The organism is Tenuibacillus multivorans (assembly GCF_900103915.1).
Classification (GTDB): domain Bacteria; phylum Bacillota; class Bacilli; order Bacillales; family Alkalibacillaceae; genus Tenuibacillus; species Tenuibacillus multivorans.
The window spans coordinates 40,765-63,891 of the sequence record NZ_FNIG01000011.1; the positions used below are offsets into that span (position 1 = coordinate 40,765).

A 23,127-nucleotide genomic window follows, 5' to 3' on the forward strand; every position below is an offset into this window, starting at 1 on the left:
AAAAGAAATGATGTCAGATCCAATTGCAGATATGCTAACAAGAATTCGCAATGCTAACATGGTTCGTCACGATCAGTTAGAAGTCCCAGCTTCTAAACTTAAAAGAGATATCGTTGAGATTTTAAAACGTGAAGGTTATATTCGCGATTACGAATATATCGAAGACAATAAACAAGGCGTTTTACGTCTTTTCCTTAAATATGGATCAGATAACGAGCGTGTCATTTCAGGAATTAAACGCATTAGCAAGCCTGGACGTCGTGTCTATGCAAAAGCAGATGAGGTTCCTAAAGTATTAAACGGTTTAGGAATCGCTGTTGTGTCCACTTCTAAAGGTGTTTTAACGGATAAAGAAGCTCGCAGTGAATCAGTAGGCGGCGAAGTAGTAGCTTACGTTTGGTAATACTTGAAAGACAGGAGGTGTATGTATGTCACGTGTAGGTTTTAAAACTTTAGAAATTCCAAATGATGTTGAACTAAAATTTGACGGAAATACTGTTACAGTAAAAGGCCCTAAAGGCGAATTAACACGTACGATTCATGAAGATATGAACGTAAAAGTGGAAGATAATGTATTAACAGTTGAACGTCCTAGTGAAAATAAAGAACACCGCGCATTACACGGTACAACAAGAAGCAATATTGCTAACATGGTTGAAGGTGTAACAAAAGGCTTCGAAAAATCCCTTGAAATTCAAGGTGTAGGTTACCGTGCCCAAATGCAAGGTAAAAAACTTGTTGTGAACGCAGGGTATTCACACCCAGTTGAAATTGAACCTATTGAAGGAATTGATATTGAAACTCCTTCTAACACACAAATTGTGGTTAAAGGAATTGACAAAGAAAAAGTAGGTGCAGTTGCTGCAAATATTCGCTCAATCCGTACACCTGAACCTTATAAGGGAAAAGGTATTCGTTATCAAGGCGAGTATGTGCGCCGTAAAGAAGGTAAAACGGCTAAATAATATCCGTTAAGAGACAGAAAGGAGTGACCTAAATGATTACGAAAGCAGATAAAAATGCCGTTCGTAAAAAGCGCCATCATCGTGTTCGTCGTACATTAGCCGGAACTGCTGAACGTCCGCGTTTAAATATTTTTCGTTCAAACAAACACATTTACGCACAATTAATCGATGACACGAATGGTAGTACTGTCGCGAGTGCTTCAACCGTTGACCCAGAATTCAAAGGGGATAGCACTAGTAATGTCGAAGCAGCTCAACAAGTTGGTGAATTAGTTGCTAAACGTGCAGTAGAGAAAGGTTATCAAACAGTCATATTTGACCGTGGAGGATACCTATACCATGGACGCGTTAAGGCTTTAGCAGAAGCTGCACGCGAAGCAGGTTTAGAATTTTAATTGACTTATAAAGGAGGGAAATTCATGCGTACAGTAATCGATCCAAATAAATTAGATTTAGAAGAACGTGTTGTTACTGTTAACCGCGTAGCTAAGGTTGTAAAAGGTGGTCGTAATTTCCGTTTTACCGCTTTAGTTGTGGTTGGTGATAAAAATGGTCATGTAGGTTTTGGAACAGGTAAAGCACAAGAGGTACCTGAGGCAATTCGTAAAGCGATTGAAGATGGTAAGAAAAACTTAGTCCGTGTACCAATCATTGGTACAACAATTCCACACGAAATCAACGGCGAATATGGGGCTGGAAACATCTTATTAAAACCAGCTGCAGAAGGTACGGGAGTTATTGCAGGTGGACCAGTTCGTGCAGTATTAGAACTAGCTGGTGTTGGTGACATTCTATCAAAATCACTAGGTTCAAATACTCCAATTAATATGGTTCGTTCTACTATTCAAGGTTTAGCAAATCTAAAAACAGCAGAGCAAGTTGCAAAACTTCGAGGAAAATCTGTTGAAGAACTGTTAGGATAAGGAGGGATAACAGATGGCTAATAAATTAGAAATTACCCTCACTCGTAGTTTGATCGGTCGAAATGAAGGTCAACGCGATACAGTAAAAGCCTTAGGTCTTAATAAAATTCACCAATCAGTAGTACTTGAGGATACACCAGCTGTTCGAGGCATGGTTGACAAAGTGTCACACCTCGTTTCAGTAAAAGAAGCTTAATGGCAATAGATTGAAAAGAGGAGGTGCTCACATGAAACTTCACGAATTAAAAGGCGATAGCAAAAAACGTAATCGCGTAGGACGTGGAATGGCATCTGGTAACGGAAAAACTTCTGGACGTGGTCATAAAGGTCAAAAAGCTCGCTCAGGCAGCGGCACACGACCAGGTTTTGAGGGTGGACAAATGCCTTTATTCCAACGTTTGCCTAAACGTGGATTTACAAACATCAACCGTAAAGAGTATACTATTGTTAATCTAGAAACTTTAAATCGTTTTGAAGATGGCACAGAAGTAACCCCTGAACTTTTACTTGAAAACGGCGTAATTAGTAAAGTCAAAGCTGGCGTGAAAGTGCTAGGAAACGGTAATCTAGAGAAGAAGTTAACGGTAAAAGCGCAAAAGTTCTCTGCTTCGGCTAAAGAAGCCATTGAAGCAGCGGGCGGTCAAACTGAGGTGATTTAATGTTTAGTACTTTTGCAAACATGTTTCGTGTAGCTGACATTCGACGTAAAATTCTATTTACTCTTGCGATTTTAATTGTTTTCCGACTGGGATCGTTTATTCCAGTTCCGTTTACGAACAATCAGGCTATTGACATGATGAATGAAGTCAATGCGTTTGGTTTCATTGACACATTCGGTGGGGGAGCATTAAGTCAGTTCTCGGTATTTGCTATGGGTATTTTCCCATATATCACTGCCTCCATTATTATGCAGTTATTGCAGATGGATGTCGTACCAAAGTTTACGGAATGGAGAAAGCAAGGGGAAGTTGGACGTCGGAAATTAGCTCAGTTTACACGTTACGGTACAGTAGTCTTAGCATTCATTCAAGCTATTGGGATGTCGGTCGGATTTAACTATATGACAAATGGTCAATTAATTACGAATCCGAACCCAATGACATTTTTCATTATTGCTGTCGTCTTAACAGGCGGTACAACATTCTTAATGTGGCTTGGTGAGCAGATTACTGAGCACGGAGTTGGAAATGGTATTTCCATTTTAATCTTTGCTGGTATTATCGCAGCAATTCCAAATGGTATTAACCAATTATACGAAACTTACATTACAGATGCTGGTGATCAACTATTCTTAAATTTAGTGATTATAGGTATCATTGCACTCGTGGTAATTGCGGTTATTGTTGGTGTTATCTTTATCCAACAAGCATTGCGTAAAATACCAATTCAATATGCTAAACGAACGGTTAACCGTTCACCTGTTGGAGGACACTCCACACACTTACCATTAAAGGTAAATGCTGCAGGGGTAATTCCAATCATCTTTGCAATTTCATTTATTATTGCACCTCAGACTATCGCGAACTTTTTTGAAGGTACAGTCGCACAAACGATAGCAAATGTTTTTGATTACACACAACCAATCGGTATGACACTATATGTAGGATTAATTATTGCCTTTACGTATTTCTACACGTTTGTTCAGGTTAATCCAGAACAAATGGCAGAGAACTTGCAAAAGCAAGGCGGTTATGTGCCAGGCATTCGCCCGGGTAAAAACACTGAGACTTATTTAACTCGTGTGATTTATCGCTTAACTTTTGTCGGTGCATTATTCCTAGCAGTTGTTTCGATCTTCCCAATTATTTTAGGAAGTATTGCCAACTTACCAGCTGCAGTACAAATTGGTGGAACAAGTCTACTAATCGTAGTAGGTGTGGCATTAAACACAATGAAACAACTAGAAAGTCAATTAGTGAAACGTCATTACCGAGGTTTCATAAAATAATACCTCTTAGAGTTATGATGAGAGCGAGGGGAAATTATGAATCTGATTTTGATGGGATTACCAGGTGTTGGTAAAGGAACCCAGGCAGAAAAAATCGTTGAAAAATATGAAATCCCTCATATATCAACCGGAGATATGTTCCGTTCCGCGATTAAAGAAGGAACAGAACTAGGTAAAAAGGCAAAATCTTATATGGATGAAGGTGCGCTTGTGCCTGATGAAGTAACCATTGGGATTGTTAAAGACCGTTTGAGTAAGCCTGATTGTGAAAAAGGCTTTCTATTGGACGGTTTCCCTAGAACGGTTGCTCAGGCTGAGGCATTAGAATCCTTATTAGAAGAGTTAAATACAAAACTTGATTATGTGCTTCATGTTGACGTCCCGGAAGACAAATTGGTGGACCGTTTAACTGGCCGTCGTATTTGCCCTGAATGTGGCGCGACATACCATGTTGAATTTAACCCGCCAAAAGAAGAAGGGCTTTGTAACAATGATGGCACGACATTAATGCAACGTGATGACGATAAACCTGAAACGGTTAAAAACCGTATTAGCGTCAATTCTGATCAAATGAAACCACTGCTAAGTTTCTATGAAGAAAAAGGTTACTTAGTTAAGGTTGATGGTGATCAGGAAATCGATGATGTTTTTCAACAAATCGATGATAAGATTGGTGCCCTTGCTTAATGACTATTTTGGTGTAACAGAAACCTCGTTATTTCAAGATAGTTAAACGAGTATGGTGGGCACGGAATTGGTCAGGACCTTCATGAAGATCCTCATCTTTCAAACTTTGGAACACCTATAAAGGTCCGAGATGAAATAAGGGATGGTTTTGGCAATTGAACCTATGGTTAATTTAGGGGAATGTAATGTTCGGACATTAAGTGATCATTGGACAGTTATTATTAGGATCATAGTAACTGTGCACACTTTGAGCATACAGTAGCTGTAACCGATGGTGGTTATGAAATTTTAACGAAAGCTTAAGTGAAGGTGATGATGATTGGTCGATGGTGAGTCGGGAAGTCCCCGAGTTGGTCAATTAGTGAAAATTAATCGTGGACGTGAGGTTGATCAATACGCGATTATTATTGGTGTTGTTGATGAAACATTTGTTTTATTAGCCGATGGTGATAAGCGGAAATTTGATCGACCAAAACGAAAAAATATTCATCATGTTGATTTATTAGATTATATTTCTCCGGAAGTGGAGAAAAGTATGATAGAAACTGGTCGAGTAACGAATGGAAAACTTCGCTTCGCAATATCAAAGTTTGTTAACGAAGAGTTAACAGATTGGAAGAAGGGAGATTCTCTCTATGGCGAAAGATGATGTAATTGAAATGGAAGGAACAGTCCTCGAAACATTACCGAATGCGATGTTTAAAGTAGAGTTGGAAAACGGACATGAGATTTTAGCTCATGTTTCAGGTAAAATCCGTATGCACTTCATTCGAATTTTACCTGGTGATAAGGTTACCGTTGAAATGTCACCTTATGACTTATCAAGAGGTCGCATCACATATCGTTATAAGTAATATAAACTCCGACTAAAGGAGGTCAGAACAATGAAAGTAAGACCGTCAGTTAAACCGATTTGTGAAAAATGCAAAGTCATTCGTCGTAAAGGCCGAGTAATGGTAATTTGCGAGAATCCTAAGCATAAACAGAAACAAGGATAATCTTAAAGGAGGTGCGTTGCACAGATGGCACGTATTGCAGGTATTGATATTCCACGTGAAAAGCGCGTTGTCATAGCACTAACGTATATTTACGGTATCGGAAAATCAACAGCACAAGAAATTCTTAAAAATGCGGGTGTTTCTGAGGAGACACGAGTTCGTGATCTTACAGAAGAAGAATTAGCAAACATTCGTAAACAAATTGACGATTATACAGTTGAAGGTGATCTTCGTCGTGAAGTATCCCTTAACGTTAAACGTTTAATTGAAATCGGTAGTTACAGAGGAATCCGTCATCGTCGTGGCCTACCAGCACGTGGGCAAAAGACAAAAAACAACTCTCGTACACGTAAAGGACCACGCCGTACAGTTGCGAACAAGAGAAAATAATAATCTAAAGGAGGTAAGCTAATCATGGCTCGTAAAGGTAAACAAACGACAACACGTAGAAAGCGTCGTGTGAAAAAGAATATAGAGTCTGGTGTTGCACACATCCGTTCAACTTTTAACAATACGATTGTAACGGTTACTGATACAAACGGTAATGCGGTTGCTTGGAGTAGTGCAGGTGCATTAGGCTTTAGAGGTTCTCGTAAGTCTACACCTTTTGCAGCACAGATGGCAGCAGAAGTAGCGGCGAAATCAGCACAAGAAAGCGGCATGAAAACAATCGAAGTGGCCGTTAAAGGTCCAGGGGCTGGCCGTGAAGCAGCTATTCGTTCATTACAAGCTGCTGGTCTAGAAATTACTTCAATTATTGATGTAACACCAGTACCACACAATGGTTGCCGCCCACCAAAACGTCGTCGTGTTTAATTAGGTATATAATTTGTAACCCTGTCTATAATGGGATATGATAGGTTAATAAGCTTCACACGGTTATGCAGGATCATTACCCATGTATTCATGGGACTCCTGCCAGAGGAATTTCGGGGGTGCGGAGCGTATTGTCGATGTTTCGACGTTTTGAAGGAGGGTTTTGTGAATGATTGAAATAGAAAAACCGAAAGTGGAAACAGTTGAAATTAACCAAGATACTACGTTCGGGAAGTTCGTTATTGAACCGTTAGAGCGCGGTTATGGAACGACAGTTGGTAACTCCTTGCGTCGTATCTTGTTATCCTCACTTCCAGGAGCAGCAGTAACCTCTGTTCAAATTGAAGGTGCATTGCATGAATTTTCAACGTTAGACTATGTCGTTGAGGACGTCACAACGATTATTCTAAACTTGAAACATTTAGCACTTAAAATTTATTCAGATGAACAAAAAACCTTAGAGATTAATGCTCAAGGTGAAGGTGAAGTGTTTGCTCGAGATATTCAACACGATAGTGATGTTGAGATTTTAAACCCTGACTTGAAGATTGCTACAATCTCAGGTAATGGTAAATTAAGCATGAAAATTTTTGCTGAACGAGGACGCGGATATCGCCCTGCAGATGCAAACAAACATGATGATCAGCCGATTGGTGTCATCCCTATTGATTCAATCTTCACACCAGTAACACGCGTAACTTATCAAGTAGAAAATACGCGGATTGGTCAAGTTACAAATTTTGATAAGTTAACTTTAGATGTGTGGACAGATGGAAGCATTCGCCCAGAAGAAGCTATTTCACTTGGGGCAAAAATTTTCACCGAACACTTAAATGTTTTCGTCACTTTAACTGATGAAGCGCAACAAGCGGAGATTATGGTAGAAAAAGAAGAAGACCAGAAGGAAAAAGTGCTAGAAATGACAATTGAAGAACTCGACCTATCCGTTCGTTCTTACAATTGCTTAAAACGTGCCGGTATCAATACCGTACACGAACTTGCACAAAAATCTGAAGAAGACATGATGAAAGTTCGTAACTTAGGACGTAAATCACTTGATGAAGTTAAAAATAAGTTAGCGGATTTAAATTTAGGTCTACGTAAAGACGACTAATCATCGAACATCAATAGATATTCCTAGCAAAGGAGGTTTTGGGAATGGCAAAAACGAAGTTAGGCCGCACAACGGCACAACGTAAGGCTTTACTACGTAATCTTGCAACAGATTTAATTGTTCATGAACGGATCGAAACAACAGAAGCTAAAGCAAAGACACTTCGCCCAGTTGTTGAAAAAATGATTACGTTAGGTAAACGCGGTGACCTTCATGCTCGTCGTCAGGCTGAATCTTATTTAAGAAAAGTAGACGCTGATGAAGAAGGTACACAAAATGCAATCGAAAAATTATTCTCTGATATTGCTCCACGTTATGAAGAACGCCAAGGTGGCTACACGCGCATCTTAAAACTTGGAGAACGTCAAGGTGACGGGGCAAAAACGGTGATTATTGAATTAGTTGACTAATTGAATGATTTAAGGAAGGGGGTTCAGATTCCACAGACTTGGAACTGTGCCCTTTTTTATGTTCTGGTCCGTTGTTTTGTGCAACGGATTTTTTTTAATACACCCGTAGAACTTAGAAAAACACCGATAGAAAGTCAACATACACCGATAGAAAGTGAAAAAACGCCGATAGAAATCAGAGATACACCGATAGGAAGTGAAGATACGCCGATAGAAGGCAAAGTTACACTGATAGAAAACAGAGATACACCGATAGATCGGAGGAAGGCCATAAGATATTCCCCCTTCGACGTCAAACTTAAACCGCTCCAACAGTCAAAATATGATAAAATAGACGAGAAATCTATTTCCGAGGAAATATAAAGGGGACCATGATCTGTGATTGAATTTCAAGGTGTTTCCTATCGTTATTCTAGCTCTGAAGAAAACGTATTAAAAGATATAAACTTGAAAATAGCGCAAGGCGATTGGGTAGCGCTGCTTGGACATAATGGCTCAGGTAAATCAACGCTTGCAAAATTGATGAACGGTATATTGATGCCTACAAAGGGTCAAGTGTTCGTTAATGGGGTTTTATTAAATGAGGAGACAGTTTGGGAGATTCGTCACGAGGTTGGGATGGTCTTTCAAAATCCGGAGAATCAGTTTGTTGGGACGACAGTGATTGATGATGTGGCCTTCGGTTTAGAAAACATGGCAATTCCACGTGAAGAGATGGAAAGTCGAATAGATGAAAGTCTCAAAGTCGTCGGAATGACGGATTATAAGTTACAGGAGCCTTACCGGTTATCTGGTGGGCAAAAGCAGCGTATAGCTATTGCAGGTGTTTTAGCTATGATGCCTCAAGTGATCATCTTTGATGAAGCGACCACCATGTTAGATCCATCAGGAAGAAAAGAACTGCTTGAAACTATGAAGTACGTCCGCGAAAAGCGTGATATAACCTTTGTGTCTATTACACATGACTTAAATGAAGCCGTTTGGGCGGATCGTGTGATCGTGTTAGAGGATGGAGCCATTTGGTTTGAAGGAACACCTCAAACGTTACTCGAAAAACGTGAAAGTCTTCAATCTACAGGGTTACGCCCACCTTTTGTTGCCCAACTGACGGATGAATTGAGGAAAAACGGCATCACATTTGAGCAACAACCATTACATCATAAAGATCTGGTGAAACAGTTATGGACATTACATTCAAAGACGTAACCTATACATATCAGCCAAACACACCGTTCGAGCATTTAGCCTTAAATCAGTTAAATTTCCAAATTCCAAAAGGATCCTTCACAGCCATAGTCGGTCATACAGGGTCGGGTAAATCGACTCTGATTCAGCATTTAAACGGACTTTTACGACCGTCTGAAGGAACTGTTTCCATCGGGGGATTCGAGCTGACTAATGAAAAAAACAAACAGATTAAAGCACTTCGAAAAAAAGTCGGTATGGTGTTTCAATACCCTGAACATCAGTTGTTTGAGGAAACGGTTAAAAAGGATATCTTATTTGGTCCAAAGAATTTTGATGTTGCGGTATCAGATGATCAGTTATTAAAAGTCATCGATATGGTTGGGCTCGAACCAGAGATATTAGAGCGTTCACCTTTTGATTTAAGTGGCGGACAAAAACGTCGCGTTGCGATTGCGAGTATTTTAATTTTAGAGCCTGAGCTTCTTGTATTAGATGAACCCACGGCGGGATTAGATCCGCTTGGGCAAAAGCAAATGATGGAGCTTTTCAGTCAATTACATCGGAAGCAGGATATAACAGTCGTCTTAGTCACGCATCAAATGGAAGATGTTTTAGCTTACGCCAATCAAATGTTGGTATTAGAAAATGGTCGAGTTAGTTTAAAGGGTAAACCGATTCAAGTTTTTCAATATAAGGATTACTTAAGGCAAATTGGTTTAGACATTCCAGAGGTGATTGAATTTCTTGAGTACTTGGAAAAAGAAACGGGTTTAGCTATCCCTTATCGTGGACAGGCTTTAACTGAACTTGGAACAAGCATCGCCAAGTGGGTGAAGGATGGTGATGCATGATGGGTTCCTTTATGGTTGGTCAATATATACCAGGGGAGTCGCTCATTCATCGACTAGACCCGCGCTTAAAAATTGTGATGGTCTTTATCTATGTCATCGTCGTATTTACGTCTGAAACTTTTATTAGTTATTTAGTATTATTCGCCTTTGCTTTCTTGAGTACGTTATTAACACGTATTCCACTCAAGTTTGTCATCAAAGGGTTAAAGCCGGTTTGGTGGCTAATCGCCATCACGTTTGTGTTACATGTCCTGTTAACTCGCACAGGTGAAGTTTGGATTGAAATAATCGGTTTTCCGATCTATAAGGAATCGATTATACAGGCGGTTAAGATATCAGTACGGTTCTTTCTGTTAATTTTGATGACGACGATTTTGACGTTATCGACAACACCTATTGCGATTACGGATGCTGTTGAGTCATTACTTCATCCACTGAAAAAAATCAAATTTCCAGTCCATGAGTTAGCCCTAATGATGTCGATTTCATTACGGTTTATTCCAACACTCATGCAAGAAGCGGATAAAATTTCGAAGGCCCAAGCCTCCCGTGGGTTAGACTTTCGGACGGGTAAAATAAAAGATCGTGTACAAGCTATTATTCCATTGATCCTTCCGCTATTTGTGAATGCTTTTAAGCGTGCGGAGGATTTAGCCATTGCGATGGAGGCAAGGGGTTATCAAGGTGGCGAAGGACGGACTAAATCTCGTGAACTGGCCTTTCGAAGACGGGATTATATCGCAGGATTCATGTTTATCTTGATGATGTTCATCTATTTTATATTAACTTTATAAGGGAGAATGCCGTATGGCTCGGATCAAACTACGAATCGAATACGACGGTACGGATTTCGTGGGCTATCAGGTACAGCTTGAAAAACGGACTGTTCAACTCGTCCTTGAAAAAGCGTTAAAGAAAATGCATGACGAACCGATTAGGGTTTATTCATCGGGGCGGACAGATTCCGGTGTCCATGCGCTAGATCAGGTCCTTCACTTTGATACGACATTATCCTTAGATGATGCGACATGGCAGCACGCGTTAACAACGTTATTGCCTAAGGATATTCGAGTGAAGTCAGCTGAAACAGTTGCACATGATTTCCATGCACGTAAGGATGCAACAAATAAAACGTACCGTTACATCGTTTTAAATCGTAAGGAACACGATGTCTTTCGTCGAAATTATGAATGGCACATCCCACAAGACATCGATTTAGAAAAAATGAAAGAGGCGGCTAAACTTTTAAAGGGTAAACATGACTTTACCGCCTTTGCCGCATCTAAGTCGAACGTTAAAGGGGATAAGACGCGGACTATATTTGAACTAAAGGTGTGGCGGGAGGATGATGATCGGATTTATTTTGAAGTGACTGGAGACGGCTTTTTAACGCATATGGTTCGAATTATGGTTGGGACACTTATTGAGATTGGTCAAGGGAAAAAAGATAAAAGCTGTATAACCAAAGGATTTGAATCACTTGATCGACGTGTCCTTGGGTTGACAGCACCCGGTCATGGCTTATACTTATGGGAAGTGGAATACGAGTAAAAGGCGAACATTTCGGGTTTGAAACAAATAAAATTTCGGTTTTTGATAAAAGATGGTTGAACATTAAATAATCGATGTTATAATGAATGTGTAATTACGAACAGTTAAATATTAACCCCTCATATAATGTTGGGAATATGGCCCAAAAGTCTCTACCCGGTTGCCGTAAACGACCGGACTATGAGGGAAGTATTCTGAACAGTTATAGATAGGGTGACGTATGTCCAGACTGCTTTCCTCATAATGGGAAGCAGTCTATTTTTATTTTATTTAAAAAAGGAGGAGCGACATGAAACCACTTGTTGGTGTCATTATGGGCAGCACTTCAGATTGGGAAACGATGAAGCATACTTGTGATGTATTAGATGAGCTTGAGATTCCTTATGAAAAAGTAGTTGTTTCAGCCCATCGCACGCCGGAAAAAATGTTTCAATACGCCGAGACGGCTAAAGAACGTGGGCTTAAAGTCATTATCGCTGGAGCAGGTGGAGCGGCCCACTTACCAGGAATGGTAGCTTCAAAAACGATACTTCCAGTTATCGGTGTGCCTGTTCAATCCAAGGCATTAAATGGACTCGATTCACTATTATCCATCGTACAAATGCCAGGAGGAGTTCCAGTTGCAACAGTCGCAATCGGCAAAGCTGGTGCAACCAATGCAGGATTACTCGCAGCCCAACAGTTAGCTGCCTGGGATGAAGATATATACGAACGATTAAATGAAAGAAGAACATTACTACAAGAAAAAGTCGAACATTCCAATGAGGAGTTGCAAACATGGTAAAACACATACAACCAGGTCAAACAATAGGGATTATCGGTGGCGGTCAGCTTGGCCGCATGATGGCCATGGCGGCAAGGCAGATGGGATACCAGATAGCGGTATTAGACCCCACTCCGAATTCTCCGACAGGCCAAGTAGCTGATGTTGAAATAACTGCAGCCTATGATGATTTTGAAGCGGCTAAAAGGCTGTTGGACGAATCGGATGTCATCACATACGAATTTGAAAGTATAGATGTCTCTGTCTGTAACTATTTAGTTGAGCAGGGTTACGTTCCTCAGGGGAGTGAACTTATTCGAATCTCGCAAGACCGAGCTTTTGAGAAAAAGGCGATCGAAAAAAGTGGCGCTAGAGTCGTGGCATATGAGCTAATCGATGATATTGAAGATCTTAAACGTGCGACAAGCTCGGTCGGTTTTCCGTGTGTCTTAAAAACGAGACGCGGTGGTTATGATGGCAAAGGGCAAATGATTTTGAATGCCTCATCAGACCTTTTTGACGCAACGGAGCTTTTAGAGCGTGGACCAAGTATTTTGGAACAATTCTTATCATTTGAAAAGGAGCTTTCTGTCATTGTTAACCGGAGTGTAACGGGTGAGATGACAACTTTTCCGGTAGCTGAAAATATTCATATGGATCATATTTTACTTCAATCGATCGTTCCCGCACGTATCGTCCCATTGATCGCAGAAAAGGCTAAGGAAGTAGCTAAACAGTTAGCGGAATCAATCAATATGGTCGGTACTTTAGGGGTGGAAATGTTTTTATCTGAAGATGGAGAGATATACATCAATGAAGTCGCCCCTCGTCCGCATAATTCAGGACACTATACATTAGATGCCTGTGTAACATCACAATTTGAACAACATATTCGCGCCATTACAGGCATGACATTAGGTGAACCAAAGCAGCATCAGGCTGTTGTTATGATGAATGTCTTAGGCGAACACATAACGGATGTGTTAGACAGAATTCCGAGCCTAACAAATGCCAAACTACACTTATATGGCAAAGCACAAGTTAAACCGAAACGTAAAATGGGTCACGTTAACTTTATGGGCGAGCAAACAAAGGGAATACTACAACAAATAAAAGATCTTGAAATATGGAGGCCATAAAATATGATTGAACGTTATACACGAGAAGAAATGGGTCAGATTTGGACTGACGATAATAAATATCAGGCATGGTTAGAGGTTGAAATCTTAGCCTGTGAGGCTTGGGCCGAATTAGGTGTTATTCCAAAAGAGGATGTCAAAGCCTTGCGAGAAAAAGCTTCGTTTAATGTGGAACGTATTCAAGAGATCGAGGAGGAAACGCGACATGACGTCGTAGCCTTTACACGAGCTGTATCCGAAACACTTGATGATGAGAAGAAGTGGGTTCATTACGGCTTAACGTCAACCGACGTGGTCGATACAGCGACGGGTTATTTAATCAAACAGGCCAATGACATTATAAGACAGGACCTTATCCGTTTTATCGATATTTTAAAAGAAAAAGCGAAGCAACATAAAAATACGATTATGATGGGGCGAACTCATGGTGTGCATGCCGAGCCGACTACCTTTGGGTTAAAGCTTGCCCTTTGGTATGAAGAAATGAGACGAAACCTCGAGCGCTTTGATGCCGCTGCCGAAACGATTCAATATGGCAAAATGTCTGGAGCGGTCGGAACCTATGCCAACATCGACCCATACGTTGAACAATATGTTTGCGAACATTTAGGGTTAAAGCACGCACCGATCTCAACGCAAACCTTACAGCGAGACCGCCACGCTCATTACGTATCGACATTGGCGTTGATTGCGACATCAATAGAGAAGATGGCGGTCGAAATTCGTGGCTTACAAAAGAGTGAAACACGTGAGGTCGAGGAATTTTTCGCAAAGGGACAGAAAGGATCATCCGCGATGCCGCATAAGCGTAATCCAATTGGATCGGAAAACATGGCAGGCATGGCAAGGGTTGTACGAGGTTATATGATGACGGCTTATGAAAATGTCCCGCTTTGGCATGAACGTGATATTTCACATTCTTCTGCTGAGCGTGTGATTATCCCTGATGCGACGATTGCAGTTAATTATATGCTCAACCGTTTCGGCGGCATTGTTGAAAAATTAACCGTTTATGAGGAAAACATGAAACGCAATATGGATCGCACATTCGGATTAATTTTCTCACAGCGTGTACTCCTATCACTAATCGATCAAGGATTATCGCGGGAGAAGGCTTATGATTTAGTTCAGCCATTGGCGATGCAAGCGTGGGAGGAGCAAACATCATTCCCACAGTTGGTAAGAAATCACCCTGAAATTAAGCAGCAATTGTCAGAAGAACAGTTAGATGAATGCTTTGATCCGACGTATCATTTAAAAAATGTTGATGCGATTTTTGAACGATTAGGTCTAGCTTAAGGAGGGTGTCACTTGCATAAAGGGCAATTAATGTATGAAGGCAAGGCGAAAAAGCTGTTTGAAACAAATGATCCAAATGAATTAGTTGTAGAATATAAAAACGATTTAACGGCGTTTAACGGCCAAAAGAAAGCTGAACAGCAAGGAAAAGGTGCATTAAACAATCACATTTCATCGTTATTATTTGAGCGATTAAGTGAAGCAGACATTCCGAATCATTGGTTAAAACAGCTTTCTGAAATGGAGCAGCTCGTTAAACATACTGACATCATCCCGATTGAAGTTGTCATTCGTAATGTGGCTGCAGGGAGCATAGCGAAGCGATTAGGGTTAGAAGAAGGCTTAGCATTAGCTTTTCCAATTATTGAGTTTTACTACAAAGATGATGCATTAGGTGACCCTTTAATCAATGATGATCATATTAATCTATTAAATCTAGCATCACATGATGAACTTGATGAAATGAGAGAGTTGGCGAGTAAAGTGAATGATGTTCTATTAGAACTGTTTCGAGCATGCGAGCTTAAACTCGTCGATTTTAAGCTAGAGTTTGGAAAGGATCCTTCAGGAAAGCTAATTTTATCAGATGAAGTCTCACCGGACACGTGTCGTTTATGGGATGTTCATACGAATAAAAAACTAGATAAAGATGTGTTTCGTCAGGATTTAGGAAGTGTTGAGGATTCGTATCAAGAGATTTTAAACCGATTAAGGGGGGCTGTGGCTCATGGTTAAAGTTAAGGTCTATGTCACGTTAAAAGAAGGTGTATTAGATCCACAAGGGAAGGCTGTTGAGCAGGCGTTATTAGCAAAGGATTTTAAGGGTGTTAGTGATATGAGAATCGGTAAATATATGGAATTTTATATGGATCGTGATGATCATTCGGATCGAAACATTCAGTCGATGTGTAAGCAGCTATTAGCTAATCCAGTCATTGAAGACTATCGCTACGAGACAGAGGAGGTTGTGCATCAGTGAACTTCGCCGTCATCGTTTTTCCAGGTTCGAATTGTGATACAGACTTATTTCATGCGATTAAGGATGTGCTAGGAGAAAAGGTTGAATACGTATCACATCAGGAACATGATCTAGAAGGTTTTGATGCCGTACTATTACCAGGTGGTTTCTCATATGGTGACTATTTACGGTCAGGCTCTATTGCTAGTTTTGCAAACATTATGCCAGCGATTAAAGATTTTGCTGAATTAGGTAAGCCTGTTTTAGGGATTTGTAATGGATTTCAAATTTTACTCGAGTCTGGTTTATTACCGGGTGCGATGAAGCGAAACGCAGGTTTGAAATTCATTTGTGAATCGACACCGCTCACCGTGGAGCATAATGAGACGATGTTTACAAATGAGTACGAGATGGATGAGCGTATTAATCTACCCATTGCTCATGCTGATGGAAACTATGAATGTGATGATGATACGTTAGCACGTTTAGAAGCTAATCATCAGATTGTGTTCAAATATGATGATAATCCGAACGGGTCTAAGGCAAACATAGCAGGTATTGTGAATGAACGCGGCAATGTCCTAGGTATGATGCCACACCCGGAACGAGCGGTTGAGGCCTTACTCGGAAATGATGATGGCTTACGATTATTTCAATCCATTCTCGTCAATTGGAGGGAGCATCATGCCGTTACTTCTTGAACCTAGTCCGAATGAAATTAAAGAGAAAAAGCTATATGAAGATATGGGTATAACAGATGAAGAGTTTCAGAAGATTGAAGATTTACTCGGTCGAAAGCCGAATTATACGGAAACGGGCATTTTTTCTGTCATGTGGAGTGAGCATTGTAGCTATAAAAAATCGAAGCCACTCTTAAATAAGTTTCCAACGAAAAGTGAACGTGTCTTGCAAGGTCCTGGTGAAGGGGCAGGTATTATCGATATCGGCGATGATTTGGCCGTTGCCTTTAAGATAGAGAGCCACAACCATCCATCAGCGATTGAACCTTATCAAGGTGCGGCAACTGGTGTTGGTGGGATTATTCGCGATGTGTTTTCGATGGGAGCCCGTCCGATTGCGTTACTCAATTCACTACGCTTTGGTGAGCTTGATCATCCACGAACAATATATTTGTTTGAAGAAGTTGTAGCTGGGATTGCGGGTTATGGCAATTGTGTAGGTATTCCAACAGTCGGCGGTGAAGTTCAATTCGATGATTGTTATAAGGGTAACCCACTCGTGAACGCGATGTGCGTTGGCATAATTAAACATGAAGATATCCAAGTCGGGCAAGCCAAGGGAATCGGAAATACGGTGATGTACATTGGCTCCGCTACTGGACGCGACGGGATCCATGGAGCGACTTTTGCTTCTGAAGAGTTAACGGATGAATCAGCTGAAGACCGTCCAGCCGTTCAAGTCGGCGATCCGTTTATGGAAAAACTTTTAATTGAAGCCTGCCTTGAGATTGTGAAGTCTGATGCATTAGTAGGGATTCAGGATATGGGAGCAGCCGGGCTGACATCATCAGCCAGCGAAATGGCAAGTAAAGCGGGAACAGGTATTGAGATGAATCTAGATTTAATTCCGCAGCGTGAAGAGGGTATGACCCCTTACGAAATGATGTTGTCGGAATCACAGGAACGTATGCTGGTTGTCGTTGAAAAAGGGCGAGAGCAAGACATCAAAGATATAGTTGCAACGTATGACCTTGAAGCGGTTGAGGTCGGTCAAGTGATTGAAGAGAAACGTTTCAGGCTCATACATAAAGGAGATGTCGTAACAGATGTTCCAGTCGATGCTTTGGCGGAGGATGCACCGGTTTACCATATGCCGTCCAAAAAGCCTGAGATTGTCCAACAATCTAAAAAGACATTATCGACCAATGATCCACAAACGGATTTAGAGCAATTATTACAGCAGCCGACGATCGCAAGTAAAGAATGGGTCTATCAACAATACGATCACCACGTACAGACGAATACCGTGATTCAACCTGGTTCTGATGCAGCAGTTCTGAGAATACGTGGAACGAATAAAGCGATTGCGATGACGACAGATTGTAATTCACGCTATTTACACTTGGACCCTAAACGAGGTGGACAAATAGCTGTAGCGGAAGCAGCACGTAATTTAATCGCCTCTGGAGCTGAACCTGTTGCGATTACCGATTGTTTAAATTTTGGTAACCCAGATAAACCCGATGTCTTTTGGATGATGGAGCAAGCCACTGATGGAATGGCTAAAGCCTGTGACGTTTTACAAACACCTGTTATTAGTGGCAACGTATCGCTTTACAATGAAACGAATGGCACCAGTGTTTACCCAACGCCCGTCATTGGGATGGTTGGTATGGTTCATGATCTTGCACATATTACGACGCAGTATGCCAAAGAAGTAGGAGATGCGGTTTATTTAATCGGTGAAACCACTGATGAAATTGGCGGCAGTGAAGTCCAAAAGTTGTTATCTGGACAGTACGAAGGTGAAGCACCACAACTTGATCTTTCCTATGAGCAAAAGGTACAGAAACAGTTACTAGAAGCGATTCAAGCAGGTGTTGTGGCTTCAGCTCACGATGTATCAGAGGGTGGATTAGCTGTCGCTTTGGCTGAAAAAGTTATGACAACAGATTTAGGAATGGACGTGAATTTAACAGGTGAAGATTGGATTGAATTATTTAGTGAAACACAGTCCCGTTTCGTTGTAACCGTTAAACTAGACAACATCAAGCGATTTGAGGAAATGGTTGAAGCTAAACGAATCGGGTCGGTCACCCATAACAGGAAGCTATCGGTTTACTTTAATGGGAATAAGGTTATTCATCACTCAGTCGAGACGTTAACAGATCTCTGGAAAGGAGCAATTCCATGCTTGCTGAAATCAAAGGTTTAAACGAAGAATGTGGGATATTTGGTGTATATGGCCATCCACAGGCTGCACAGATGGCATACTACGGTTTACATGCCTTACAGCATCGTGGACAGGAAGGCGCTGGAATTGTCGTTTCAGATGGGACTGAGTTAAAACAGTCAAAAGGCCCAGGGCTTGTCACGGAAGTTTTTAATGAGCATGATTTAAAAGCTTTAAATGGTCAGGCCGCGATTGGCCATGTGCGTTACTCAACGGCTGGTGGGAACTCGTATGAAAACATTCAGCCGCTCTTTTTCCAATCGAGTACAGGTTCTTTAGCGATGGCTCATAACGGTAATCTAGTTAATGCGATGAAACTGCGTGAAGAGCTTGAGACAAGCGGAAGTATTTTTCAAACCACTTCGGACACCGAGGTTATTGCGCATCTGATTAAACGAGGGAAACATCAGTCCAGACTTGAGAATATTAAAGAATCCCTTCGAGCCTTAGAGGGTGCTTATGCGATTGTCATGTTAACGGAGGACCAATTGATTGCGGCTCTAGACCCACGTGGCATGCGGCCATTATCGTTAGGAAAAGTGGGAAGCGGATATGCGATTGCTTCTGAGACGTGTGCCTTTGATGTAGTCGGAGCAGAGTACATTCGAGAAATTCACCCCGGTGAGATTTTAGTGATAGATGAAAAGGGCATGCACGTTGATTCATTTGCACAGCCGAAGGACCGGGCTATTTGTACGATGGAATATGTTTACTTTGCACGGCCGGATAGTAATGTTGATGGCGATAATATTCATAGTGTTCGTAAGCGTTTAGGGAAAACATTAGCTGACGTATCCACAGTGGAAGCTGATGTGGTAACAGGTGTTCCGGATTCGAGTATCTCGGCTGCGATTGGCTTTGCTGAGCAATCAGGTATACCATATGAACTCGGTTTGATTAAAAATCGTTACGTCGGCCGCACGTTTATTCAGCCCTCACAGGAGCTTCGCGAGCGTGGTGTACAAATGAAATTATCAGCTGTGAGAAAAATTGTTGAAGGTAAACGTGTGGTCATGGTGGATGATTCAATTGTTCGGGGTACAACATCTAAACGGATTGTCAAAATGTTAAAAGAAGCTGGAGCCACCGAAGTCCATGTCAGAATCAGTTCACCTCCGATTACGCATCCATGTTTTTACGGTATCGATACGTCTACGTCCGGTGAATTAATGGCAGCTAATCATTCCATTGAGGAAATGCGCGATATTATCGGAGCGGATTCACTTTCGTTTTTACCGATTAAGTCGATGGTTGAGGCTGTCAACAGGGAGGATTTAAGCCCGAATTGCGGTCATTGCCTCGCTTGTTTTACCGGAAATTATCCAACTGATCTGTATGATGATTCATTACCACCTTATAAAAAAGAGCAACTGATTGGAGCGAGAAACTAATGTCAGAAGCTTATAAGCAAGCGGGCGTTAATATTGAAGCAGGATATGAAGCGGTTGATCGTATCAAACAACATGTTGATCGTACGAGTCGCCTAGGTGTTATGGGAGCATTGGGCAGCTTTGGCGGCATGTTTGATCTATCATCATTAAACTACCAAGAACCCGTCTTAATCTCGGGAACAGATGGGGTGGGTACGAAATTAAAGCTAGCCTTTGATATGAACCGTCACGATACGATTGGTGTGGATGCCGTTGCCATGTGTGTGAATGATATCGTGGTCCAAGGCGCTGAGCCGCTTTATTTTTTAGATTACATCGCATTAGGACAATCACAGCCTAAAAAAATCGAGAGTATTGTTAAAGGAATTGCAGATGGCTGTGAGCAATCCGGATGTGCGTTAATCGGAGGCGAAACGGCGGAAATGCCAGGGGTTTATGATCCTAATGATTATGATGTGGCTGGTTTTGCGGTCGGTGTGAGTGAAAAAAGTGAACTCATAACCTCTGATTCGATTCAAGCAGGTGATTATCTCATTGGCCTTCCATCCTCTGGTGTCCATAGTAACGGATACTCACTCGTCCAACACATCATCGATCAGGCAAATTTAAGTTTAGACCAAATCTATGAACCTTTTACACAACCTTTAGGTGATGTCTTACTAACACCGACGAGAATCTATGTTGATGAAATTTTGAGATTAAAAGAGAAAGGCTTACTAAAAGGGGCTGCTCATATTACAGGAGGGGGCTTTTATGAGAATATCCCTCGTATGCTACCTGCAGGACTAGGAGCAGAAGTGGATATTTCAACATTCTCGCAGCCTTCAATCTTTCGCTTTTTACAGGAGAAAGGTGATTTGACGCACGATGATATGTACCGAGTGTTTAATATGGGGATCGGTATGGTTATCGCCATTGAGGCGGATCAAGTGAATGATGTATTCAATCTATTAGATCAAGCCTATGTCATCGGACAAGTGAAGCATGGTGAAGGCATTAAGCTAAAGGCGGAGGGTCAAGCATGAAACGAATAGCCGTAATGGCATCAGGAAGTGGATCAAATTTTGAGTCGATTGTGAATACCTCAAAAGCTAAAAATTCGAGCTATGAGGTTGCCCTATTATTTTCTGATCAACCAGCTGCTTATGCATTAGAGCGAGCAAAGCAACTAGGCGTTGAGTCCGTTACTTTTTTACCTAAAAATTATCCAGACAAAATGGCCTATGAAGCGGACCTACTAGCCTTACTCATTCGCTATCGTATTGATTTTATTGCTTTAGCTGGTTATATGCGTTTAATCGGACCGACCCTACTCCATCGTTTTGATGGGGACATCGTCAATATTCATCCTTCACTCCTGCCACAATTTCCTGGGCTAGATGCGATTCAACAAGCGATTGATGCAGGGGTGGATGAGACCGGTGTGACGATCCATTATATCGATGCAGGAATTGATACGGGGCCGATTATCGAGCAAGAAGCGGTTGCGATTAACCCGGAAGATTCATATGAAACCGTAAAAAAGAAAGTTCAACGAGTCGAGCATCGTTTATATCCACAAACGTTAGCAAAACTGTTACGAGGAGATGAAACCATTGCCAAAACGAGCGTTAATTAGTGTGTCTGATAAAACGGGCGTTGTAGACCTAGCACAACAGTTAGTGAACCAGGGTGTAGACATTGTTTCTACAGGTGGCACGAAAAAAGTGATTGAAGAAGCGGGGATCCATGTTACTGGAATATCGGATGTCACGGGATTTCCAGAGATTTTAGATGGGCGCGTAAAAACTCTTCACCCTAATGTTCATGCCGGTTTATTAGCTGAACGAGACGAAGAGAAACACTTGAAACAGCTAGTTGAACAAGGGGTTACGCCTATTGACTTTGTTATTGTGAATCTCTATCCGTTTAAAGAAGCCATTTCAAAAGATGAAGTGACGTTTAACGATGCGATCGAAAACATCGACATTGGCGGACCGACGATGTTACGTTCAGCTGCTAAAAATCATCAAGACGTAACAGTTGTCGTTGATCCAGCCGATTACGAACGAGTGGTAAACAGCCTTAAACAAGACGGCGAGGTTCCGCTTGAACTTAAACAAGAGCTCGCAGCGAAGGTTTTCCGTCATACCGCACATTATGATGCGCTAATCGCAGGCTTCTTAACGGAACAGGTAGGTGAGCGGTTCCCTGAGACGAAGACCATGACCTATGAACGGAAACAAACATTACGTTATGGTGAAAACCCGCACCAACAAGCTGCCTTTTATCAAGAGCCATTTGCCGCTCCATCATCCTTATCACAAGCTAATCAATTACATGGCAAAGCATTATCCTACAATAATATTCAAGATGCCGATACGGCCTTATCCATTATAAAAGATTTTGATGAACCAACAGCCGTTGCCGTTAAACATATGAATCCATGCGGTGTTGGGATTGGCAACACGCTATTTGATGCCTTTACCCGAGCTTACGCAGCTGATCCCGTATCAATCTTCGGTGGAATTGTCGCGCTTAATCGCGTTGTTGATGTTGATGTCGCCGGGAAACTCAGCTCGATTTTCCTAGAAATCATCATTGCTCCTCAGTTCACGGAAGAAGCATTAGCCATTTTAACGAAGAAGAAAAACATTCGACTCCTTGAAGTACCGATTGAAATGAATGAACCGTTAGAGCAAGTTCGCTCGGTTAGCGGTGGTGTTCTCATTCAGGATGAGGATCGTCATGTATTAGATGAGACCGATCTAAAAGTCGTCACAGATCGAGAGCTGACTGAAGCGGAATGGAACGATTTACGTTTTGCTTGGAAGGTTATAAAACACGTTAAATCCAATGCAATTTTGTTAGCGAAAGACTCACAAACGATTGGCGTTGGCGCAGGACAAATGAATCGTGTTGGCTCAGCGAAAATTGCCGCAGAACAAGCCGGGGACAAAGCGAAAGGCGCGGTGATGGCATCTGATGCGTTTTTCCCGATGAGTGATACCGTTGAGGCAGCTCATGAAGCAGGCGTTCGAGCTATTATTCAGCCGGGTGGCTCTATCCGTGATGACGATTCGATTCATAAATGTAATGAATTAGGCATCGCGATGGTGTTTACGGGTGTGCGTCACTTTAAACATTAGATTTATTTATGTTGCCTATATTTTTGTTTAAGTAGAGTGTTTTTTGTTTAAGTTTTTGGTAAATTATTTAAGTTTTCCAGTTTTT

31 protein-coding genes, 1 pseudogene and 1 riboswitch are annotated in these 23,127 nt (G+C 41.4%); all 32 genes and pseudogenes read left to right on the forward strand.

The genetic code is table 11. The annotated features are described in order from the left end of the window. Positions 1 to 7: 7 nt before the first annotated feature. On the forward strand, positions 8 to 403 hold the full coding sequence (rpsH, locus tag BLP77_RS13830; protein WP_093857721.1) for a 30S ribosomal protein S8: 396 nt from the start codon (positions 8 to 10) through the stop codon (positions 401 to 403). Positions 404 to 428: 25 nt separating this feature from the next. Further along, positions 429 to 965 (forward strand): 50S ribosomal protein L6, encoded by a 537-nt coding sequence (gene rplF / locus BLP77_RS13835; RefSeq protein ID WP_093857722.1) that lies wholly within the window; start codon positions 429 to 431, stop codon positions 963 to 965. Between the two features lie 32 nt (positions 966 to 997). Then, entirely contained in the window at positions 998 to 1,360 is a 363-nt protein-coding gene (gene rplR, locus BLP77_RS13840) for a 50S ribosomal protein L18 (protein WP_093857723.1), read from the forward strand. Between the two features lie 24 nt (positions 1,361 to 1,384). Continuing rightward, on the forward strand, positions 1,385 to 1,888 hold the full coding sequence (gene rpsE, locus BLP77_RS13845; RefSeq protein ID WP_093857724.1) for a 30S ribosomal protein S5: 504 nt from the start codon (positions 1,385 to 1,387) through the stop codon (positions 1,886 to 1,888). Positions 1,889 to 1,901: 13 nt separating this feature from the next. Continuing rightward, entirely contained in the window at positions 1,902 to 2,084 is a 183-nt protein-coding gene (rpmD, locus tag BLP77_RS13850) for a 50S ribosomal protein L30 (protein ID WP_093857725.1), read from the forward strand. Between the two features lie 31 nt (positions 2,085 to 2,115). After that, on the forward strand, positions 2,116 to 2,547 hold the full coding sequence (gene rplO / locus BLP77_RS13855) for a 50S ribosomal protein L15 (protein WP_093857726.1): 432 nt from the start codon (positions 2,116 to 2,118) through the stop codon (positions 2,545 to 2,547). Then, a complete protein-coding gene (gene secY, locus BLP77_RS13860) occupies positions 2,547 to 3,836 on the forward strand; it encodes a preprotein translocase subunit SecY (RefSeq protein WP_093857727.1) in 1,290 nt (429 codons plus the stop codon). Before rplO ends, secY begins: the two co-directional genes overlap by 1 nt. 36 nt (positions 3,837 to 3,872) lie before the next feature. Further along, entirely contained in the window at positions 3,873 to 4,523 is a 651-nt protein-coding gene (locus tag BLP77_RS13865) for an adenylate kinase (protein ID WP_093857728.1), read from the forward strand. Between the two features lie 42 nt (positions 4,524 to 4,565). Further along, positions 4,566 to 4,826, forward strand: a pseudogene (locus tag BLP77_RS16075) (M24 family metallopeptidase); the annotation flags it as partial. A 16-nt stretch (positions 4,827 to 4,842) separates the two neighbouring features. Further along, complete coding sequence (locus BLP77_RS13875) at positions 4,843 to 5,172, forward strand: KOW domain-containing RNA-binding protein (RefSeq protein WP_093857729.1); 330 nt, start codon at positions 4,843 to 4,845, stop codon at positions 5,170 to 5,172. Beyond that, the gene (infA, locus tag BLP77_RS13880; RefSeq protein WP_017185218.1) at positions 5,159 to 5,377 is read left to right on the forward strand and encodes a translation initiation factor IF-1; all 219 of its coding nucleotides are present in this window, start codon (positions 5,159 to 5,161) and stop codon (positions 5,375 to 5,377) included. Before BLP77_RS13875 ends, infA begins: the two co-directional genes overlap by 14 nt. 30 nt (positions 5,378 to 5,407) lie before the next feature. Beyond that, on the forward strand, positions 5,408 to 5,521 hold the full coding sequence (gene rpmJ / locus BLP77_RS13885) for a 50S ribosomal protein L36 (RefSeq protein ID WP_039312872.1): 114 nt from the start codon (positions 5,408 to 5,410) through the stop codon (positions 5,519 to 5,521). A 24-nt stretch (positions 5,522 to 5,545) separates the two neighbouring features. Further along, positions 5,546 to 5,911, forward strand: coding sequence for a 30S ribosomal protein S13 (gene rpsM, locus BLP77_RS13890; RefSeq protein ID WP_093857730.1), 366 nt, complete (start codon positions 5,546 to 5,548; stop codon positions 5,909 to 5,911). 24 nt (positions 5,912 to 5,935) lie between these two features. Then, positions 5,936 to 6,337: a 30S ribosomal protein S11 gene (rpsK, locus tag BLP77_RS13895; protein WP_093857731.1), complete on the forward strand. Its 402-nt coding sequence runs from the start codon at positions 5,936 to 5,938 to the stop codon at positions 6,335 to 6,337. 169 nt (positions 6,338 to 6,506) lie between these two features. Continuing rightward, positions 6,507 to 7,451 (forward strand): DNA-directed RNA polymerase subunit alpha, encoded by a 945-nt coding sequence (locus BLP77_RS13900; RefSeq protein ID WP_093857732.1) that lies wholly within the window; start codon positions 6,507 to 6,509, stop codon positions 7,449 to 7,451. Between the two features lie 44 nt (positions 7,452 to 7,495). Continuing rightward, complete coding sequence (rplQ, locus tag BLP77_RS13905; RefSeq protein WP_093857733.1) at positions 7,496 to 7,861, forward strand: 50S ribosomal protein L17; 366 nt, start codon at positions 7,496 to 7,498, stop codon at positions 7,859 to 7,861. 78 nt (positions 7,862 to 7,939) lie between these two features. Then, on the forward strand, positions 7,940 to 8,224 hold the full coding sequence (locus BLP77_RS13910; RefSeq protein ID WP_143001448.1) for a hypothetical protein: 285 nt from the start codon (positions 7,940 to 7,942) through the stop codon (positions 8,222 to 8,224). Between the two features lie 15 nt (positions 8,225 to 8,239). Further along, entirely contained in the window at positions 8,240 to 9,067 is an 828-nt protein-coding gene (locus BLP77_RS13915) for an energy-coupling factor transporter ATPase (RefSeq protein WP_093857735.1), read from the forward strand. Beyond that, positions 9,043 to 9,900, forward strand: a complete 858-nt coding sequence (locus BLP77_RS13920) for an energy-coupling factor transporter ATPase (protein WP_093857736.1) — start codon at positions 9,043 to 9,045, stop codon at positions 9,898 to 9,900. Before BLP77_RS13915 ends, BLP77_RS13920 begins: the two co-directional genes overlap by 25 nt. Continuing rightward, positions 9,897 to 10,694, forward strand: a complete 798-nt coding sequence (locus BLP77_RS13925; protein ID WP_093857737.1) for an energy-coupling factor transporter transmembrane component T family protein — start codon at positions 9,897 to 9,899, stop codon at positions 10,692 to 10,694. The genes BLP77_RS13920 and BLP77_RS13925 overlap by 4 nt, the downstream gene beginning before the upstream one ends. 13 nt (positions 10,695 to 10,707) lie before the next feature. Continuing rightward, positions 10,708 to 11,451 (forward strand): tRNA pseudouridine(38-40) synthase TruA, encoded by a 744-nt coding sequence (truA, locus tag BLP77_RS13930; protein WP_093857738.1) that lies wholly within the window; start codon positions 10,708 to 10,710, stop codon positions 11,449 to 11,451. Between the two features lie 99 nt (positions 11,452 to 11,550). Further along, positions 11,551 to 11,652, forward strand: a riboswitch (purine riboswitch). An 88-nt stretch (positions 11,653 to 11,740) separates the two neighbouring features. Then, positions 11,741 to 12,235: a 5-(carboxyamino)imidazole ribonucleotide mutase gene (gene purE, locus BLP77_RS13935; RefSeq protein WP_093857739.1), complete on the forward strand. Its 495-nt coding sequence runs from the start codon at positions 11,741 to 11,743 to the stop codon at positions 12,233 to 12,235. Beyond that, positions 12,229 to 13,353 carry a 5-(carboxyamino)imidazole ribonucleotide synthase gene (purK, locus tag BLP77_RS13940; protein WP_093857740.1) on the forward strand — a complete coding sequence of 375 codons (1,125 nt, stop codon included), beginning with the start codon at positions 12,229 to 12,231 and terminating at the stop codon, positions 13,351 to 13,353. The genes purE and purK overlap by 7 nt, the downstream gene beginning before the upstream one ends. Positions 13,354 to 13,356: 3 nt before the next feature. Next, a complete protein-coding gene (purB, locus tag BLP77_RS13945) occupies positions 13,357 to 14,652 on the forward strand; it encodes an adenylosuccinate lyase (RefSeq protein WP_093857741.1) in 1,296 nt (431 codons plus the stop codon). Between the two features lie 12 nt (positions 14,653 to 14,664). Next, positions 14,665 to 15,387, forward strand: coding sequence for a phosphoribosylaminoimidazolesuccinocarboxamide synthase (gene purC / locus BLP77_RS13950; protein ID WP_093857742.1), 723 nt, complete (start codon positions 14,665 to 14,667; stop codon positions 15,385 to 15,387). Next, positions 15,380 to 15,631 (forward strand): phosphoribosylformylglycinamidine synthase subunit PurS, encoded by a 252-nt coding sequence (gene purS / locus BLP77_RS13955; protein WP_093857743.1) that lies wholly within the window; start codon positions 15,380 to 15,382, stop codon positions 15,629 to 15,631. The genes purC and purS overlap by 8 nt, the downstream gene beginning before the upstream one ends. Continuing rightward, positions 15,628 to 16,311, forward strand: a complete 684-nt coding sequence (gene purQ, locus BLP77_RS13960; protein ID WP_093857744.1) for a phosphoribosylformylglycinamidine synthase subunit PurQ — start codon at positions 15,628 to 15,630, stop codon at positions 16,309 to 16,311. The genes purS and purQ overlap by 4 nt, the downstream gene beginning before the upstream one ends. Beyond that, on the forward strand, positions 16,295 to 18,505 hold the full coding sequence (gene purL, locus BLP77_RS13965) for a phosphoribosylformylglycinamidine synthase subunit PurL (protein WP_093857745.1): 2,211 nt from the start codon (positions 16,295 to 16,297) through the stop codon (positions 18,503 to 18,505). Before purQ ends, purL begins: the two co-directional genes overlap by 17 nt. Further along, a complete protein-coding gene (gene purF, locus BLP77_RS13970) occupies positions 18,481 to 19,914 on the forward strand; it encodes an amidophosphoribosyltransferase (protein ID WP_093857746.1) in 1,434 nt (477 codons plus the stop codon). The genes purL and purF overlap by 25 nt, the downstream gene beginning before the upstream one ends. Beyond that, entirely contained in the window at positions 19,914 to 20,939 is a 1,026-nt protein-coding gene (purM, locus tag BLP77_RS13975; RefSeq protein ID WP_093857747.1) for a phosphoribosylformylglycinamidine cyclo-ligase, read from the forward strand. Before purF ends, purM begins: the two co-directional genes overlap by 1 nt. Continuing rightward, a complete protein-coding gene (gene purN / locus BLP77_RS13980) occupies positions 20,936 to 21,532 on the forward strand; it encodes a phosphoribosylglycinamide formyltransferase (protein ID WP_093857748.1) in 597 nt (198 codons plus the stop codon). Before purM ends, purN begins: the two co-directional genes overlap by 4 nt. Next, positions 21,510 to 23,042, forward strand: a complete 1,533-nt coding sequence (gene purH / locus BLP77_RS13985; RefSeq protein ID WP_093857749.1) for a bifunctional phosphoribosylaminoimidazolecarboxamide formyltransferase/IMP cyclohydrolase — start codon at positions 21,510 to 21,512, stop codon at positions 23,040 to 23,042. The genes purN and purH overlap by 23 nt, the downstream gene beginning before the upstream one ends. Positions 23,043 to 23,127: the final 85 nt, after the last annotated feature.